Source organism: Labrys methylaminiphilus subsp. lupini (genome assembly GCF_051161885.1).
Lineage (GTDB): Bacteria > Pseudomonadota > Alphaproteobacteria > Rhizobiales > Labraceae > Labrys.
Map to the genome: position 1 here is coordinate 2,671,817 of NZ_JBMDIH010000001.1, position 17,886 is coordinate 2,689,702.

Annotated in this window: 15 protein-coding genes; 5 read left to right on the plus strand and 10 right to left on the minus strand. The window is 62.8% G+C overall.

The window, feature by feature from the left end; genetic code table 11:
* Window positions 1-14 precede the first annotated feature (14 nt).
* Both cysS and ACN6KF_RS12595 read right to left on the minus strand, forming a co-directional pair.
* A complete protein-coding gene (gene cysS / locus ACN6KF_RS12590) occupies window positions 15-1,457 on the minus strand; it encodes a cysteine--tRNA ligase (protein WP_434957153.1) in 1,443 nt (480 codons plus the stop codon).
* Window positions 1,458-1,777: 320 nt separating this feature from the next.
* A complete protein-coding gene (locus ACN6KF_RS12595; RefSeq protein WP_434957154.1) occupies window positions 1,778-2,806 on the minus strand; it encodes an acyltransferase family protein in 1,029 nt (342 codons plus the stop codon).
* Window positions 2,807-3,318: 512 nt separating this feature from the next.
* Between ACN6KF_RS12595 and ACN6KF_RS12600 the strand changes: the two genes are divergently transcribed.
* Window positions 3,319-3,621: a hypothetical protein gene (locus ACN6KF_RS12600; protein ID WP_434957155.1), complete on the plus strand. Its 303-nt coding sequence runs from the start codon at window positions 3,319-3,321 to the stop codon at window positions 3,619-3,621.
* 50 nt (window positions 3,622-3,671) lie between these two features.
* Here ACN6KF_RS12600 and ACN6KF_RS12605 read toward each other — a convergent pair whose 3' ends face one another.
* Window positions 3,672-4,187, minus strand: coding sequence for a CreA family protein (locus ACN6KF_RS12605; RefSeq protein WP_434957156.1), 516 nt, complete (start codon window positions 4,185-4,187; stop codon window positions 3,672-3,674).
* A gap of 111 nt (window positions 4,188-4,298) precedes the next feature.
* Window positions 4,299-5,624, minus strand: a complete 1,326-nt coding sequence (gltX, locus tag ACN6KF_RS12610; RefSeq protein ID WP_434957157.1) for a glutamate--tRNA ligase — start codon at window positions 5,622-5,624, stop codon at window positions 4,299-4,301.
* Between the two features lie 361 nt (window positions 5,625-5,985).
* Between gltX and ACN6KF_RS12615 the strand changes: the two genes are divergently transcribed.
* Together ACN6KF_RS12615 and ACN6KF_RS12620 are read left to right on the plus strand one after the other, a co-directional pair.
* Window positions 5,986-6,819, plus strand: coding sequence for a MipA/OmpV family protein (locus tag ACN6KF_RS12615; RefSeq protein ID WP_434957158.1), 834 nt, complete (start codon window positions 5,986-5,988; stop codon window positions 6,817-6,819).
* A gap of 143 nt (window positions 6,820-6,962) precedes the next feature.
* Entirely contained in the window at window positions 6,963-8,924 is a 1,962-nt protein-coding gene (locus ACN6KF_RS12620; RefSeq protein ID WP_434957159.1) for an oxidoreductase, read from the plus strand.
* Between the two features lie 52 nt (window positions 8,925-8,976).
* Here the strand turns inward: ACN6KF_RS12620 and ACN6KF_RS12625 are convergent, their stop codons facing one another.
* Window positions 8,977-9,681, minus strand: a complete 705-nt coding sequence (locus ACN6KF_RS12625; protein WP_434957160.1) for an SDR family oxidoreductase — start codon at window positions 9,679-9,681, stop codon at window positions 8,977-8,979.
* 128 nt (window positions 9,682-9,809) lie between these two features.
* On the opposite strand from ACN6KF_RS12625, the gene gcvA reads away from it, so the two are divergent.
* Window positions 9,810-10,721 carry a transcriptional regulator GcvA gene (gcvA, locus tag ACN6KF_RS12630; RefSeq protein ID WP_434957161.1) on the plus strand — a complete coding sequence of 304 codons (912 nt, stop codon included), beginning with the start codon at window positions 9,810-9,812 and terminating at the stop codon, window positions 10,719-10,721.
* Window positions 10,722-10,888: 167 nt separating this feature from the next.
* On the opposite strand, the gene ACN6KF_RS12635 is transcribed toward gcvA, so the two are convergent.
* Window positions 10,889-12,625 carry an NAD+ synthase gene (locus ACN6KF_RS12635; RefSeq protein WP_434957162.1) on the minus strand — a complete coding sequence of 579 codons (1,737 nt, stop codon included), beginning with the start codon at window positions 12,623-12,625 and terminating at the stop codon, window positions 10,889-10,891.
* A 34-nt stretch (window positions 12,626-12,659) separates the two neighbouring features.
* Window positions 12,660-13,007: a diacylglycerol kinase gene (locus ACN6KF_RS12640; RefSeq protein WP_434957163.1), complete on the minus strand. Its 348-nt coding sequence runs from the start codon at window positions 13,005-13,007 to the stop codon at window positions 12,660-12,662.
* An 87-nt stretch (window positions 13,008-13,094) separates the two neighbouring features.
* Between ACN6KF_RS12640 and ACN6KF_RS12645 the strand changes: the two genes are divergently transcribed.
* Window positions 13,095-13,784: a hypothetical protein gene (locus ACN6KF_RS12645; protein WP_434957164.1), complete on the plus strand. Its 690-nt coding sequence runs from the start codon at window positions 13,095-13,097 to the stop codon at window positions 13,782-13,784.
* Window positions 13,785-13,887: 103 nt separating this feature from the next.
* Here the strand turns inward: ACN6KF_RS12645 and mmsB are convergent, their stop codons facing one another.
* From mmsB to chvE, 3 genes are all read right to left on the minus strand, one after another.
* The gene (gene mmsB, locus ACN6KF_RS12650; RefSeq protein ID WP_434957165.1) at window positions 13,888-15,090 is read right to left on the minus strand and encodes a multiple monosaccharide ABC transporter permease; all 1,203 of its coding nucleotides are present in this window, start codon (window positions 15,088-15,090) and stop codon (window positions 13,888-13,890) included.
* Window positions 15,091-15,092: 2 nt separating this feature from the next.
* Window positions 15,093-16,670 (minus strand): multiple monosaccharide ABC transporter ATP-binding protein, encoded by a 1,578-nt coding sequence (gene mmsA, locus ACN6KF_RS12655; RefSeq protein WP_434957166.1) that lies wholly within the window; start codon window positions 16,668-16,670, stop codon window positions 15,093-15,095.
* A 121-nt stretch (window positions 16,671-16,791) separates the two neighbouring features.
* Window positions 16,792-17,811: a multiple monosaccharide ABC transporter substrate-binding protein gene (gene chvE / locus ACN6KF_RS12660; RefSeq protein ID WP_210250091.1), complete on the minus strand. Its 1,020-nt coding sequence runs from the start codon at window positions 17,809-17,811 to the stop codon at window positions 16,792-16,794.
* Window positions 17,812-17,886 lie beyond the last annotated feature (75 nt).

The following is a 17,886-nucleotide window of genomic DNA, read 5'->3' on the forward strand; positions in this document are numbered from 1 at the left end:
CGTCGACTTGGCCATCAGAGCTTGACCTCCCAACTGGTAGTACCGTCCTTGTTGTCCTTGACGGTGATGTTCAAGCGGGCGAGTTCATCGCGGATGCGATCGGATTCCGGCCAGTTCTTCTCGGCACGCGCAACCTTGCGCGCAGCCAGAAGCGCCTCGACCTCCCGCCTCAGCCCATCGCTGACATGTGTGTCACCCTTCAGGGCCGCCGCATCATTGCTGAAGCCCAGAAAGGCAAGCGTCGCCGCCCTGTCGGCCGGATCGGTGATCTGGTGCAGGCGGGCCAGCATGGCCGGCGTGTTGAGATCGTCCGACAGGGCCTCGATCACACCGGCATCGACGCTTCCGCCCGCAGGCACCTCCTCATACCAGCGCAACAGGGTCTGCTGGGCCTCGGTCAAGGCTTGCAGGGTCCAGTCGATCGGCTGGCGATAATGGGTGCGCAGCATGGCCAGGCGCAGCACGTCGCCATGCCAGGCCCGCCCGCCGAAGCGGTCGCTGCCGAGCAGTTCGCGAATGGTGATGAAGTTGCCCAGGCTCTTGGACATCTTCTCGCTCTCGACCTGCAGGAAGCCGTTATGCATCCAGACATTGGCCATCACCGGCGTATCGAAGGCGCAGCAGCTCTGGGCGATCTCGTTCTCATGGTGCGGGAAGACGAGATCGATGCCGCCGCCATGGATATCGAAGACGTTGCGGGCCGGGTCGTCGCAGCCGATGCCGCCGCCATAGGGGGTGAGCAGCGTCGCCATCGACATCGCCGAGCACTCGATATGCCAACCGGGGCGTCCGGGCGTGGCGATGCCCGAGGGGCTGGGCCAGCCGGGCTGGCGGCCATGGGAGGGCTTCCACAGCACGAAATCCATGGCATCGCGCTTATAGGGTGCAACATCCACCCGCGCACCGGCCAGCATTTCGTCGAGCGAGCGGCGGGCGAGTGCGCCGTAGCGCGGCACCTTGGCGAGCTTCTCCATGGCATGGACGGAGAACAGTACATGTTCTTCAGCGACATAGGCGACACCGCGCGCCACCAGGCGCTCGATGATGGCCTTCATCTCCTCGATATGGTCGGTCGCCCGCGGCTCGACCATCTGCGGCAGCTGCCCCGGCTGGTTGACCTGATCGGGCATCAGTACGCCGAGTTCCCTGATGTCCCGATGGAACTGGGCGAGCGTGCCGTCGGTCAATTCACGGATGGTGATGCCGCGCTCGGCCGCGCGCTCGTTGATCTTGTCGTCGACGTCGGTAATGTTGCGCGCGTAGCTGACGTGCTCGGCGCCATAGGTGTGGCGCAGCAGGCGGAACAGCAGGTCGAAGACGATGATCGGGCGGGCATTGCCGATATGGGCAAAGTCGTAGACGGTCGGGCCGCAGACATACATACGCACCCGATCGGGATCGATCGGCGTGAAATCGACCTTGGAGCGCGTACGGGTATCGTAGAGCCGTAAAACCATGAGTTCCCCACCTCGGCTGGCCGGGGGCGTCCTGCGCTCAAGATTTTGGGCGAATGACGGCGCCAGCCAGCGTTGCTGCTAGCTGCAAATAATCCGCGAAAGGATGGCCGTCTTTGTCATCGCGGGGAGCAATGTGCCATGCGGGCGGCGTTGTCAAGCGACAGGATGGCGTGTCCTTCGATCGACCAGGTGATGACGCGCATCAGACCAACGCGTTTTGTGAATTGACGGTAACGGGTAGAATCGCAAACGCGCGCCGAACCATAGAGCGAGGGCAAACAAGCATTCTGGCTCGAGCGCACTTTGTTCCGGAGCCGGGCTCATCCGGCTCGGGCAATGATCCGTTTGCCCAAGGCCTGCCCTGGCAATTCGATCAGCCGATAGCCCAGCACGGCGAAAAACAGGGCAAACAGCACGCTCACCACGGCGAAGAGGCTGGAGGGCACCAGGGCGCCCGCCAGGCCGATGGCGAAGGGATGCAGGAGATAGGTCGAGTAGCTGACGCTGCCCAGCCATCCGGTGATGCGATTGTCGACCAGCGCTGAGCGGCGGATGCTCGGAATGCCGGCGACCAGCACGAACACGATCGGCGCGACCAGCCAGGGAAACAGCGACTGGTTCATGGTGATATTCGGATGGCTGAAATAGCCGAAGGAGACGATGTTCGAGAGCGCCATGATGACGACGAAGACTCCCGTATCGACAAGAAGGCGCGTCAGCGGCAATTCCCCGGCCTGGGTGCGGAACGCCCGGCAACCCAGGATGGCGGCATAGATCATGCCGATCCGTCCGAGCGGCAGGCGGTGCCCGATCACGAGCGAGATGCCGACCAAGGCGAGCATCACGAGCGGGGCGGCGATGGCCAGCTTGTCGTCGAACTTCCGTCCAAGGCTAAGCAGTGCAACGGCGAAGATCGCATACCAGGCGAATTCGATGCTGAGGGTCCATGTCACACCCAGCAGCGGCGTGGCGCCGACATAGTCCTGTATCAGCAGGAGATTGGCGAGCCAGTCACCCAGCGTGGCGGACTTCACCGCCGAAAAGTCCGGAATAGCGGTGCAATAGCCGAGGAGTGCCATCAGCGCAAAGGCGGCGAACACCAGAGGATAGATACGAAACACGCGCCGAATCATGAACGTTTTGAGGTCGAACCGGCGTCCGGCCGTCATGGGAATGACGAAGCCGCTGACGATGAAGAACAGGACGACACCGAACACACCGGGCGAAAGCATACCAACGATCCACTGGCCGAACCCGCTTTCCTTTTCCGCCACATGCTGAAACAGCACGGCCCCGGCGGCGATGAAGCGCAGCGTGTCGAGAAAGACCACGCGCGGCATGGTGGCCATGGGCCTATCCTCGACGCGTGGTTCCAGCGTGGCCGCAAGTACCGGTGCCGGGAGCGCGTCACCGTTTCTTCCCTGGTTTGGCATGGGGCGGTCCATGGAAGAAACCAGGGGATGGTCAGTCGGCACTTGGGATTTCCTAACAACGTTCAGACGACGGCTCGAGGGCAGTCCGAATATTGAAGGAGAGCAGGAACGGCCTCCCCAGTGCAAGTCCACCTGGCTAAGGAATTGGGACGATGGCCGCTAAACAATAAGGCGCGGGATCAGCCATAATCGTCTTGTCGAAACGTTGCACGCCCTGGCTGCACAAGCCCCATAGTACCAAAGTGGGCCCTCGCCCGTTGAAACGCCGACAAAGGTGGAGCCTTTGCATGTCGGCACTGATGCAGCCCGGCAACAGAGTTTCGCCAAAAATTAAACACGTAGATTTACCGATGTTTAAAAACGCACGGCGATGATAGGCAAGCTCCGCTATCCGGACGGGGCAGACCCCGTTCACATGTGTGATTTCGATGAACCTGCGTACCCTCTCCTTCATCGCGGCTTGCCTGGCTTTCGCCAGCCCCGCCTCCGCCCAGAATGTGGCTTCCTTCGTCGTCAGCGCCGACGATGGCTACGGCGTCGACACCTGCCTGGAAAGCGGCGCCCCCTGCGGCCAGCCGATTGCCAGCGAATGGTGTGTCGCCAATGGCTATGCCAAGGCGGTCGCCTTCCGCCGGCAGACCGAAACCGACATCACTGGCGCCATCAACGCGCCCACGCAGGTCGCTGCTGCCTCGCAGCCGCACGCTGTCGTGATCACTTGCGAAAAGTGAAGACCTGCGAGAAGTGAGGATGCGGGCGGTGGCCCTGCTGGGCCCTGCACTCAGTCCGTGACGAAATCCGCACATTTCTGGGGCGGCTCGCCGGCCCAGGGCATTACCGGCACCGACGAGGTCGAGTTCTTCGGAGATCCTTCGATCAGTTTGTCGGTATAGACCAGATAGACCAGCACGTTGCGCTTGGCGTCGCAGCCGCGCACCACCTGCATCTTCTTGAAGAACAAGGAGCGGGACTGGCGATAGACCAAGGCGCCCTGCTCGAATTTCTCCTTGAACTTGATCGGCCCGACCTGGCGGCAGGCCAGCGAGACGTCCGACACCTCCTCGGCCACCCCGAACATACCCTTGAGACCACCCTTCTCCGGCACGGTGAAGTGACAGGCGACCCCTTCGACATCGGGATCGTCGATACCGTAGACGGCGAGCTTGTCGTCCGGGGTCAGGAATTTCCATACCGTCGACTTGCGGAAGATCAGGTCCGGTTCCTGGGCCTGGGCAGCGACGGGAACTGCAAGGGCAAGTCCGATCGCAGCGAGGCCGAAGCAGATTCTACGCAACATGCGGGGTCTCCTCATCGGCCCCCATATGGGAAGGCATCCGGCCGGGCGCTAGAGTGGAGTGTCGGCCTCGCTCCATCACTTGATGGAGTTGTGGAAGTCGACACTCTGGCCTCACCCGAGCCGCGCCAATACACGCTCACGGCCGATCAGCGGCAGCAGCGCCTTGAGTTCGGGGCCATGATCGAGCCCGGTCAGCGCCTGGCGCAACGGCATGAACAGGGCCTTGCCCTTCGCGCCGGTGGCTTCCTTCACGGCCTGTGTCCAGGCGCCCCAGGTGTTCTCGTCCCAGGGCCCGCTCGGCAACAGCGCGGCGGCGCGGCCGAGGAACTCCCGATCCTGCTCACCCGCGGCGACCGGCCCCGTCACCACGTCCCACCACAATTTCGCATCGGCCAGCCTGACGAGATTGGAGCGCACGGCGAGCCAGAAGTCCTCGCCGCCCTCAACGCCGAGAGCCGTCAGCCGCTGCGAGACGTCTGCAAAGGCCGTCTCATGCAGCAGCTTGGCGTTGAGTGTCTCGATCTCGGCCGGATCGAAGCGCGCCGGCGCCCGCGAGATGCGCGAAAGATCGACCAGCGCGGCCAGCTCCTGCAGCGACGCGATCGGGCGCACGGCCTCGGCCGTGCCGGTCAGCACCGCCAGGCTCGCTACCGCCATCGGCTCGAAGCCGGCCTCGCGCAGCGAACCGATCGACAGCGCCCCGCTGCGCTTGGACAGCCCCTCGCCGCTCACCGTGGTAAGCAGATTGTGGTGGGCGAATTCCGGCACCGTGCCGCCCAGGGCTTCGAAGATCTCGATCTGCACGGCGGTGTTGGTGACGTGATCCTCGCCGCGGATGATGTGGCTGACGCCAAGATCGATGTCATCGACCACGGATGGCAGCGTGTAGAGATAACCGCCATCGGCACGGATCAGCACCGGGTCGGACAGGGAGGAGGTGTCGACATGCGCGGGGCCGCGCACGCCGTCCTGCCATTCGACGATGCGGTGGTTGAGCAGGAAGCGCCAATGCGGACGCCGCCCCTCGGCCTCCAGAGCCGCCTTCTGCTCGACGGTCAAGCGCAGGGCCGCCCGGTCATAGACCGGCGGCAGGCCGCGAGCCTTCTGCAGCGTGCGCCGGCGCTCAAGTTCCTCCTCGGTCTCGTAGCAGGGATAGAGTCGACCGGCCTCACGCAGGCGGACGGCGGCGGCATCGTAAAGCGCCATGCGTTCGGACTGGCGCGCCTTCACGTCCGGGACCATGCCGAGCCAGGCAAGATCCACCGCGATGGCATCCGCATATTCCTGGCGCGAGCGGGCCATGTCGGTATCGTCATAGCGCAGGATGAAGCGTCCGCCCGCGCGCTTGGCCACGCACCAATTCAGCAAGGCGGTGCGGATATTGCCGATATGGATATAGCCGGTGGGGGACGGCGCAAAGCGGACGACAGGCGGCATGACGGGCTTTCGAAATTGGAAATATGGCCTGTCCTATACCGCGAGGCCTCCCTTTTGAAGGAGAGATTATGAACAGGCTCCTGCCATTTTTGCTGGCCATGAAATCGCCATCGTGTTTATAACGGAGACGATAATCAATCGCAGCCGGCTCATAGCACCCTTTCCCGGCTGATCATCGCCACTCAGTGAATGCCATCAAAACGGGCATCACGAAACTGACGATGCCCTCGGCATCCAAAACATGACGTTAGGGAATTCGTTGATTATTCATGCCAGCATTCATTGTTTGTTGTCACCTCGAAGGCATTGTGCGGCCAAGTTCGCGGTCGTTCCTGCCGCGACCGGAAATGGGAATAGAGTGATGTTGCGTACCTCCCTGAAGACTGCCGCAGCGGCAGGGGTTCTTGCCGTTCTGGCGACGCCGGCACTGGCCCAGTCCTCTTCCTATACGCCGACGGGATTTTGGGACAACTACATCGCCGGTGGCTGGTCGCTGGAACTCGGCGCGACCGCCGCCATGGGCCCCAACTATGAGGGCGCTAAGGATTTCACCTTCCTGCCCTCGCCGATCATCTCGCTGTCCCGTCAGGGCAAGGGGACCGCTTTCAGTTCGCGCAACGACAATCCGGGCCTCGGCATTCTCGACAATGGCTTCCTGCGCATCGGCCCCGTCGGCAAGCTTCTGCTCAAGCAGGACGGTTCCACCGACGACGATCTCAAGGGCCTCAAGCCAGTACGCTGGGGCGGCGAACTCGGCATCTTCGCCGACATCTATCCGGTCGAGTGGCTGCGTTTGCGCGCCGAATTGCGGCACGGCATCCGTTCGCATCACGGCCTGGTCGCCGATATCGCGGCGGACGCCTTCTATGACATCGCACCGGATTGGCGTATTTCCGGCGGCCCCCGTGTCTCCTTGGCTACGCGCAGCTATTTCGACGCCTATTATGGCGTGAATCTACAGGAATCACTCGCTTCCGGCCTCAGCCCCTATTCGCCCGGCGGTGGCCTGAAGTCGGTTGGCGTCGGCGGTGCGCTCACCTGGAAGACCACGGACAAGATCACCACCAGCGCCTTTGCCGAATATAGCCGTCTTACCGGTCCCGCCTCCAAATCGACCCTGGTCAAGGAGCGCGGCTCCCCGAATCAGTTCACGATCGGCGTATCGGCAAGCTATCGCTTCGACTTCAATCTCTGAGTCGCCCCGAAGCTATCCCCGAGTGCCTGGGCACCCGGGAAATACCTCACCGGCGTTGAAGTGTCCGCGTCGCGACAATCGGCCATGTTGATTGCGGGATCGGTCCCGTGCACCCAGTAGGGGTCCAGCTTCTGCGAGGCCCCGTGAGCCAGTCCGCCGCCCTCCCCCACCTCTATTCGCCGTTCACGATCCGCAATCTGCGCATCAAGAACCGCATCATGTCCACCGGGCACGACACCACGCTGCCCACGGCCTTCGTGCCCAATGACGCGCTGATCGCCTATCAGCAGGCGCGCGCCCAGGGCGGCGTCGGCCTGATCGTGCTGCAGGTTGCCGGCGTGCACGAGACGGCGCGCTACACCTCCCATCTCCTGATGGCAACCAGCGACGACTGCATCCCCGGCTATCGCCGCCTCGCCGAGGTCTGCCATGCCGAGGGGGCGGCGGTGTTCGGCCAGCTCTTCCATCCCGGCCGCGAGATCATGGAGACGGCCGAGGGCACCGCCCCCGTCGCCTACGCGCCCTCCGCCGTGCCCAACCAGCGCTTCCACGTCATGCCGCGCGCCATGAGCACGACGATGATCGGCGAGATCGTCGAGGGCTATGGCGAGGCTGCGCGCCGGCTCGAACAGGCCGGGCTCGACGGCGTGGAGATCGTCGGCAGCCACGGCTACCTGCCCTCGCAATTCGTCAATCCGCGCGTCAATGTGCGCGAGGATGCCTATGGCGGCTCACTCGACAATCGCCTACGCTTCATCCGCGAGAGCCTTGCCGCCATTCGCGCCAGGACGGGCCCCGACTTCGTCGTCGGCCTGCGCTTTTCATCCGAGGACAGCGATCTCAACGGCCTTACCGCCGAGGAGGTGGCGGAGGTGCTCACCGCCCTCGATGGCAGCTTCGACTATTTCAACCTGACGGTCGGCTCCTCCGCCAGCTTCGGGGGTGCCGTGCATATCGCCCCCGCCATGGCCTTCTCCAGCGCCTATGGTGCGCCATCGGCGGCAGCGGTGAAGCGCAAGGTCAAGACCCCGGTCTTCTATGCCGGTCGTGTCAACCAGCCCCAGGATGCCGAACAGCTGATCGCCAAGGGCGAGGCCGACATGGTCGGCATGACGCGGGCACTGATCTGCGACCCCGACATGCCTGCGAAGGCTGAGCAGGGCCGTTTCGACGACATCCGCGCCTGTATCGCCTGCAACCAGGCCTGCATCGGCCATTTCCAGCTCGGCGTGCCCATTTCCTGCATTCAGCACCCCGAGACCGGGCGCGAGTTGCGTTATGGCAAGGTGCTGCCTGCCAGCTCGGTGAAGAAGGTGCTGGTGGCCGGCGGCGGCCCGGCCGGCCTCAAGGCCGCCAGCATCGCCGCCTCGCGCGGCCATGACGTTACGCTCTACGAGGCCTCGGGCCGGCTCGGTGGCCAGGCCCTGCTGGCACAATTGCTGCCCCGGCGCATGGAGTTCGGCGGTATCGTCACCAATCTAACCCGCGAGGCGGAGCTTGCCGGCGTCGCCGTGGTGAAGAACATCAGGGTCGATCGCGCTTTGGTCGAGCGCGAGCGTCCCGACGTGGTTGTCATCGCCACCGGTGCCACGCCTCGCCATCCCGAATTGCCCGGCGCGGAAACCGCGCATGTCGTCGACGCCTGGCAGGTGCTACGCGACGAGGCCAATGTCGGCAGTTCCGTGCTGGTGGCGGACTGGCGCTGTGACTGGATCGGCATGGGCGTCGCCGAGAAGCTGGCGCGTGCCGGCTGCAAGGTCCGCCTCGCCGTTAACGGCTACATGCCGGGCCAGCGTATCCAGGCCTATGTCCGCGACCACTGGGCCGGTGTCCTGCACGATCTCGGCATCGAGGTCATCCCCTATGCCGATCTCTACGGCGTCGATGGCCAGACCGTCTATCTCGCCCATGTTACCGGCCGCGAGCCGATCATCATCGACGGCATCGACACGCTGGTGACCTCGCTCGGCCATGAAGCCGTCAATGCTTTGGAAGCCGAGCTGGAAGGCCTGGCTGCGGAGATTCACAGCATCGGCGACTGTCTGACACCCCGCACGGCCGAGGAAGCCGTGCTGGAAGGTCTGAAGGTCGGCTGGGCGATCTGACAGCGATACCTTCCCGCATACGCGGGAAGGTATCGCTCCGAAGGCGGCTATCTCAGAGCGAGCGCATCAGCCCGCCATCGACCCGGATGTTCTGGCCGGTGATGTAGCCGGCGCCCTCCGAGGCGAGGAAGGCGATGGTGGCGGCGATCTCCTCGCTGGTGCCATAGCGCCCCATCGGCACGCTGTCGCGACGTTCCTCGGTAGCCGGCAGACTGTCGATCCAGCCCGGCAGGACGTTGTTCATGCGCACATTGTCGGCGGCATGCTGGTTCGCAAAGAGTTTGGTGTAGGCGGCAAGCCCGGCGCGGAACACGGCCGAAGTCGGAAACATCGCCGTCGGCTCGAAGGCCCAGGCCGTGGAGATGTTGATGATGGTGCCGTTCTTCTGGCGGATCATCGCCGGCGCCATCAGGCGGGTCGCCCGGATCACGTTCATCAGATAGACGTCGAACCCGGTGTGCCACTGCTCGTCGGTGATCTCGAGAAGCGGCGCGCGCGGGCCATGGCCGGCGCTGTTGACCAGCACGTCGACCCGCCCCCAGCGCTCGAGCGTGAGATCCGTCAGGCGCTGCAGGTCCTCGTTCGACTGGTTGGAGCCGGTGACACCGAGGCCGCCCAATTCCTGCGCGATGGCCTCGCCCTTGCCGGAGGAGGAAAGAATGGCAACCTTATAGCCATCCTTGGCCAAGCGCCTTGCGGCGGCCGCTCCCATGCCACTGCCGCCCGCCGTGACGATCGCTACTTTTTCTGCTGCCATTGAAATCATCCTTCCATATCCCGAAGCGGCGGGAGGCCGCGACAAAGAGCTCATGCTCCTGATATACTGGCAATTCAGGCCTCATTCGAGCCAGAATAGCTGTTCTCATCCTGTAGAAAAACTATTGCATGCCGGACACCCTGCCTCGCCTTCCTCCGCTCAGGGCTCTGCGAGCCTTCGAAGCCGCCGCGCGCCATCTGAACTTCCGCCTGGCCGCCGAAGAGCTGAATGTGACGCAGGGCGCCGTTGCCCAGCATATCAGAGGTCTGGAGACCGATCTCGGCGTGAAGCTGTTCGAGCGCCTGCCGCGCGGGCTTGCGCTCACCCATGCCGGGCATAGCTATCTGCCAAATATCCGCCGAGCATTCGAACTCATCGCCGATGCGACATTGGGCCTGCGCCCCGAACCTGCCAGGTTGACGATCAGCGTCACGCCGAGCTTCGCCACCAAATGGCTTATTCCAAGGCTGCCTCAGTTCGTTGCCGAGCATCCGCTCGTCGACCTGCGCATTCTGGCCAATGAAGGCTTGTCTAATTTCCAAAGCGACGGCGTCGATATCGCGGTGCGGCAGGGGCGGCTACCCTTCGGACCGGGGTTGGTGGTCGAGCGCCTTTTTTCGCAGCAGGTAATCGCCGTCTGCGCCCCCACCTTGCTGCCAGCCGGCGCGAACGGCATCGCACCTGCCGAGATCCCGAACCACACCCTCCTGCACGATACCCACAATCTTTGGCCGGAATTTCTCGAAGGGGGGCTCGGCTTCAAGCCCGCTGCCGAACCCAAGCGCATGCGCTTCAACCAGACGGGACTGGCGATCGAGGCTGCCGCCGCTGGCCAGGGCATCGCACTCGCCAGCCGCTTCCTGGTCGCCGGCGATCTCGCCAGCGGCAGGTTGATCCAACCGCTGGCGGCCGAAATGTCCGGCACCCATGACTTCTACGTGGTGCTGCCGCGCCGGCAGCGCCATCCCGAGCCGACGGATGCGGTTCGGCGCTGGCTCATCGAGACGGCACGGGCGGAAGCGCAGGCAGACGACCCATAGGCGCCAACTTTGCGGAACTCGGTGCTTATCTGGTGGGTCGATCTCCAGATCGACCATCTTGGAAGCGCCGTGCTTGCCGGCAGGAAGATGCCGATCTGGAGATCGGCACACCTCGTTTCAGGCGTCTCCACTCGCAAAGTTAGCGCCTATGGGCGGACGACCGACGCTCAGAAATCCACCGCGTCCGCGCTCGCGGTGGTGGAGACGCGATAAAGCGCGGCATCCGGCACGAAGGCAGGCTTGTTGCTGTCCCGGAACCGATTGGTGATCGGATAACGGCGGTCGCGGCCGAAATTCTTTTCGGTCACCTTCACGCCGGGAGCGGCCTGGCGGCGCTTGTACTCGGCGAGATAGAGCAGGCGTTCGACCTTGCGCACGGTCTCCTCGTCATGGCCGCGCGCCACGATCTCCGCCACTCGCATCTCGCTTTCGACCAGACAGCGCAAGATATCGTCGAGCACGTCATAGGGCGGCAGCGAATCCTGGTCCTTCTGGTTCTCTCGCAATTCGGCGGAGGGCGCCTTGGTCAGGATGTTCTGCGGGATCACCACGCCATCAGGCCCCCTGGCATCCACCGGTTTCCAACGGTTGCGCAGTTCGCACAGGCGATAGACCTCGGTCTTGTAGAGGTCCTTGATCGGATTGAAGCCGCCATTCATGTCGCCATAGAGCGTGCAATAGCCCACCGACATTTCCGACTTGTTGCCGGTGGTCACCACCATGGCGCCGAACTTGTTGGAAACAGACATCAGGATGGTGCCGCGGGTGCGGCTCTGCATGTTCTCCTCGGCGATGCCGCGCGGCTGCCCCTTGAACAGCGGTTCGAGCACCGCCTCAAGCCCGCTCACCGGGGCCTCGATCGGCACGACGTCATAGCGCACGCCCAGCGCCGCGGCACATTCGAAGGCATCTTTCAGGGATTCTTGCGAGGTGTAGCGATAGGGCAGCATCACGCAATGCACCCGCTCCGGCCCGAGAGCGTCCACCGCCATGGCCGCGACCAGGGCGGAATCGACACCACCGGACAGGCCGAGCACCACGCCGGGAAAGCCGTTCTTGTCGACATAGTCGCGCAGGCCCAGGACGCAGGCCTGGTAATCGGCCTCCTCGCCCTCCTCCACAGTCTCGACCGTAGCAGGCTCGCAAGCCCAGCCTTGCGGCCCTCGCCGCCAAGTGGTGGTGACGACAGCTTCCCTGAAGGCCGGCAGTTGTAGCGCCAGGCGGTGATCGGCATTGAGGGCGAAGGAAGCGCCGTCGAAGATCACCTCGTCCTGCCCGCCGACCTCATTGGCATAGAGCATGGGCAGGCCGGATTCGGTGACACGCGCCACTGCGACATTGAGGCGGATGTCGGATTTGTCGCGGTGATAGGGGGAGCCATTCGGCACCAGCAGAATCTCGGCACCCGTCTCGGCAAGGCATTCCACGACGTCATGGCCCCAGATATCCTCGCAGATTGGCACGCCCAGGCGCACGCCGCGAAAGGCGATCGGACCCGGCAAAGGGCCCGGCTGGAACACGCGCTTCTCGTCGAACACGCCATAATTGGGCAGGTCGTTCTTGAAGCGAACGGCAGCGACGACGCCCTTGTCCACCAACGCCACCGCATTGTGGAGCTTGTCCTTCTCGCGCCAGGGCAGGCCGATCAGGCCGGCCGGCCCACCATCGGCAGTGTCGCGGGCGAAATCCTCCAGCGCAGCACGGCAGGCGTCCTGATAAGCGGCTTTCAACACCAGATCTTCGGGCAGATAGCCGGAGATGAAGAGTTCTGTGAACAATACGAGGTCGGCGCCCTGATCGCGCGCGCTTGCCCGCGCCGCGCGGGCCTTGGCAAGATTGCCGGCGATGTCGCCAAGCGTCGGTTTGAGCTGGGCAACGGCAATACGCAGAATATCGGTGCTCATGGTCTCTTCAAAGGCGGATGAGGATCCGCCATCCTTACACCAGCCTTTCGGCCAGCGCGAGAATCCAGGTCAGCCCCGCCAAGGCCAGGGCCGTGAACACCGCCGCCGAGCCGAGATCCTTGACGATACGGATATGGGGATGGCGGTCGGGTGTGACATGGTCCGAGAGCGCTTCGATGGCGGTGTTGAGCAATTCCACCATCAACACCAGCAGGATGACGCCGATGAGGGCAAGGCGCTTCCACCAGTTCTCGGTAACGAAGAAGCTCGCCGGCAGCGCAATGAGCAGGACGACGACCTCCTGACGCACCGCCAATTCATAGCGGACGGCGTGGGCAAGACCCGCTGCCGAATTGAAGAATGCCTTGACGATTCGCTCCATGACCACTCCCGAAAGTGGAACGCGTTTTAAGGCCAGCCGGGTTCTCTCGCCAAGCGGCAAATGGAAATCGCCCGGGCGCGGAGGTAAATGGCTCCGCGGATCGAAGCGCAGCGGCAATTGAAGCTGTGTTCTCCACGAAACATCGGCCTGTCGTGCCCAGGCGCCATAGACGATACAACGGGGCACCGGACGAGGCGGAAAACGTCAACCCGCCGCCCCACACAGACATTCGATGGCATTCGCATGAACGAAACGACGACATATCCGTACCGGCCCAAATCGCTGCTGGCCGCGCTGGCCACCGGGTTCTTTCTGCTGTGCGCGCTGTTCATGGGGCATGAGGCGCTGAACAACCACGTCGGCCTGGTCATCAACGGCCTCATCGAGCTCGATTCCACAGGCGCCACCGGCTTCTATTGGCTGATCGCCCTGCTCAGCCTGGGCCTTGTCGCTTTCGGGCTGGCAAGCGTGCGAGCCTCGCTCATGCCGGATCGCAATGTGACCCTCGCACCGAACGCCGTCATCATCCCCGCCTCGATCCTGAGCCGGGCAACGACCACCATTCCCCTCGCCGACATTGTCAATCTCAGCCTGCAGACCGGCAGATACCCCCTGCTGCATATCCACCACAACGGTGGAACCACGAAACTGGCGCAGCGCTTCTTCGAGGACAAAGACCGGTTCGGGGATTTCCTGGCACGCCTGCAGGCTGCCATCCAGGCCTTGAATGCTGCCTCGCAGGCCTCAGTGGGCCCAACCCGTTGGGAAGATCGATGAAACTCCTTTTGCTCTCTGGGGAGACTGAACGAAAAACGGCGGCCGCAAGGATTTGCGACCGCCGGAAAGAGAGCCCAATTTGCCGGTGCTTTCGCCAGGCTTCTCAGCGCTTCTTCTTGTAGTAGACGTCAAGGCAGACGGCGAAGAGCAGCACTAGGCCCTTGATCCATTTCTGGTCGTCGATGCCGAGGCCGAGGATCGACATGCCGACATTCATCACGCCCATCAGCAGGGCGCCGATCACCGCGCCGGTGATCTTGCCGACGCCGCCCGAGGCCGAAGCGCCGCCGATGAAGCAAGCCGCGATGACGTCGAGCTCATAGCCGTCGCCCGCCTTGGGGGTCGCCATGCCGCCGAAGCGCGAGGTGACGATGAGCCCGGCCAGCGCCGCCAGCGCCCCCATATTGACGAAAGTCAGCATGATGAGGCGGTCGGTGTTGATGCCGGAGAGCTTGGCCGCCTTCTCGTTGCCGCCGAGAGCATAGATGCGCCGGCCGATCACCGTGCGGCCGGTGACGAAGACGTAGAGCAGCGTCAGCACCAGGAGGATGATCAGCACCATCGGCAAGCCGCGATACATCGCAAGGAGGTAGCCGACATAGATGGCGGCAACCGCCATCAATGTGTTGCGGCCGAGGAAGATTGCCATCGGCTCCTCCTCCACCCCATGCTTGAGCCGCGTCAGGCGCCCCTTGATGTTCATCAGCACGAACAGCGCCGCGGCGACGAGGCCGAGGACGAAGGTGGTGGTATAGAAGCCGGGGGCGGCGAAGGGGTCAGGGATCCAGCCGGCACTGAGCTGATTGAACTCCGCCGGCAACGGACCGACATTGGTGTTGCCGAGCAGGCGATAGGTCAGCCCGCGAAACACCAGCATGCCCGCCAGCGTGACGATGAAGGAGGGAATGCGCAGATAGGCGATGAAATAGCCCTGGATGCCCCCGATCAGCGCGCCGACCACCAAGGTGGCGATTGCCGCCGGCACATAGTGCCAGCCCATCTTCACCATCAGTGTCGCCGCCACCGCGCCCGTGAAGGCGCAGACCGAACCGACGGACAGGTCGATATGGCCCGACACGATCACCAGCAGCATGCCGAGCGCCATGACGATGACGTAGCCGTTCTGGTTGGGGATGTTGTTGATGTTGGACGGCGCCAGCATCCGCCCTTCCGTCATGTATTGGAAGAAGCCGACGATGACGACGAGCGAGATCAGCAGGCCATAGTCGCGGATGTTGCCGCTGATATATTCGAGGATCGATTTCTTGGGCGAAGAGCCTTGAGCTTCCACAGTGTTTGTCGTCATCGTCAATGCCCTTCCGCCCGCATGATGGCGCGCATGATCTTCTCTTGGGTGGCCTCTGCCCCGGGGAATTCGCCTACGAAGCGACCGGCATTCATCACATAGATGCGATCGCACATGCCGAGCAGTTCCGGCATCTCGGAAGAAATCATCAGCACGGCTTTGCCGTCATTCACCATCTCGTTGATGATACTGTAGATTTCGTATTTCGCACCGACATCGATGCCGCGCGTCGGCTCGTCGAGCATCAGCAATTGGGGATTGGAGAACAGCCATTTGGAGAGCACCACCTTCTGCTGGTTGCCGCCCGACAGGTTCACCGTCTTCTGGAAAACGTTCGGGGAACGGATGTTCAGCTTGCGCCTGTAGTCGTTGGCAACCCGCAATTCCTTGATGTCGTCGATGACGGAATTCTTCGACACGCCCTCCAGATTGCTCAACGTGATGTTCTTGATGATGTCTTCTTCAAGGACAAGGCCGAGCTGCTTGCGATCCTCCGTGACATAGGCCAGGCCATTGGCAAGCGCCTTCTGGATGGTGGAGAGATCGACCGGCTTGCCATGCATCAGGGCCTGGCCGCTGATGCGCTGGCCGTAGGAATGGCCGAAGATGCTCATGGCCAGTTCCGTCCGCCCTGCCCCCATCAGACCTGAGATGCCGACGACCTCGCCCTTGCGGACGGTGAGATTTACGCCCTTGACCACCTGTCGATCGGAATGCTCGTGGTGGTGCACCACCCAATCCTTGATCTCGAGGACCGGCTCGCCGATCTTGGGTTGCCGGCTGGGATAGCGGTCCGCCATCTCGCGCCCGACCATGCCCTTGATGATGCGGTCCTCGCTGATCGCCTGGCCGCGGCAGTCCAGGGTTTCGATCGAAGCGCCGTCGCGAATGATGGTGATCTCGTCGCAGACCTTGGAAATCTCGTTGAGCTTGTGTGAGATCAGGATGGAGGAAATGCCCTGCCTCTTGAACTCCAAAAGCAGGTCGAGCAGCGCATCGCTGTCGCTTTCGTTGAGACTGGCCGTCGGCTCGTCGAGGATCAGGAGCTTGACGTTCTTCGACAACGCCTTGGCAATCTCGACGAGTTGCTGCTTGCCGACGCCGATATTGGTGATGAGCGTGTCGGGCGATTCCCTCAGCCCAACCTTGTCCAGCACCTTGCGGGTCTTGCCATAGGTCAGAGGCCAGTCGATCAGGCCGCCCGTGCCCTGCTCATTGCCCAGGAAGATATTCTCGGCGATGGAGAGCAGCGGCACCAGCGCCAGTTCCTGGTGGATGATGATGATGCCGAGCTCTTCGGAATGGCGGATATCCTTGAAACGGCACTCCTGGCCGCGATAATGGATCTCCCCTTCATAGGAGCCATAGGGGTAGACCCCGCTCAGTACCTTCATCAGGGTCGATTTGCCGGCGCCATTTTCGCCGACCACGCCATGAATCTCGCCCTCGTTGACCGTGAGGTTGACGTTGCTGAGCGCCTTGACCCCCGGAAAGGTCTTGGTGATGCCCCGCATTTCCAAGATAGCTGTCATAGTGGATGACCTGTGAAAAGGGCGGTTGGCGCTGTCGTGCAAAAGCATTTTCCGACCCTTCGAGATCGGAAAATGCTTCTGTTCGTGGGAGCCCGGGCATCATTCGATCCAGGATGACCGAATGATGCTCCTGCCGCCCGATACCCTAACATGGTTCGGGAGCGACCACTTATTTCAGCTGGTCTTCCTTGTAGTAACCGCCATCGACCAGGACCTGCTTCCAATTGTCCTTGGTGACCAGCACGGGCTTGAGCAGATAGGTCGGCACGACCTTCTTGCCGTTGTCATAGCTCTTGGTGTCGTTGGTCTCGGGCTTGGAACCGGAGGCCACAGCATCGACCATGTCGACCGTCACCTTGGCGAGCTGGCGGGTGTCCTTGTAGATCGTCGAGTACTGGTCGCCGGCGATGATCGCCTTGACGGAGGCGACTTCCGCGTCCTGGCCCGAGATGAAGGGCATGGGCTTGTCGCCCGAGCCGTAGCCGGCCGCCTTCAGCGAGGCGATGATGCCGCGCGACAGGCCATCATAGGGAGACAGCACCGCATCGACCTTCTTGTCGGTGTAGAAGGCGGAGAGAAGATTGTCCATGCGCGACTGGGCGAGCGAACCATCCCAACGCAGCGTGCCGACCTTGTCCATGCCCGTCTGCTTGGACTGCACCACCAGCTTGCCGCTGTCGATGTAGGGCTGCAGCACCGAGATGGCGCCATTGTAGAAGAAGAAGGCGTTGTTGTCGTCCGGCGAACCGCCGAACAGCTCGACGTTGAACGGGCCCTTACCGTCCTTCAGGCCGAGGCCGCTCTCCAGCGACTGGGCCTGCAGCACGCCGACCTGGAAATTGTCGAAGGTGGCGTAATAGTCGACATTCTCCGAATTGCGGATCAGGCGGTCATAGGCGATGACCTTCACGCCCTTGGCTGCCGCTTCCTTGAGCACGTCGGCGAGCGTGGTGCCGTCGATCGAAGCGATCACCAACACCTTGTCGCCCTTGGTCAGCATGTTCTCGATCTGGGCAAGCTGATTGGGGATGTCGTCGTCGGCATATTGCAGATCGGTGGCGTAGCCCTTGGCCTGGAGCTGCTTGACGACATTGTTGCCATCGTCGATCCAGCGCTCGGAAGTCTTGGTCGGCATGGCGATGCCGACAGGCCCCTTATCCTGGGCAAGGGCCGGCGATGCGACGGTCATCGCGCCGAAGGCGGCAGCCAAAAGCAAGGATTTGAACAGTTTCACGTCTCTCTCCCAAGTTGACGTTTTCCCGAT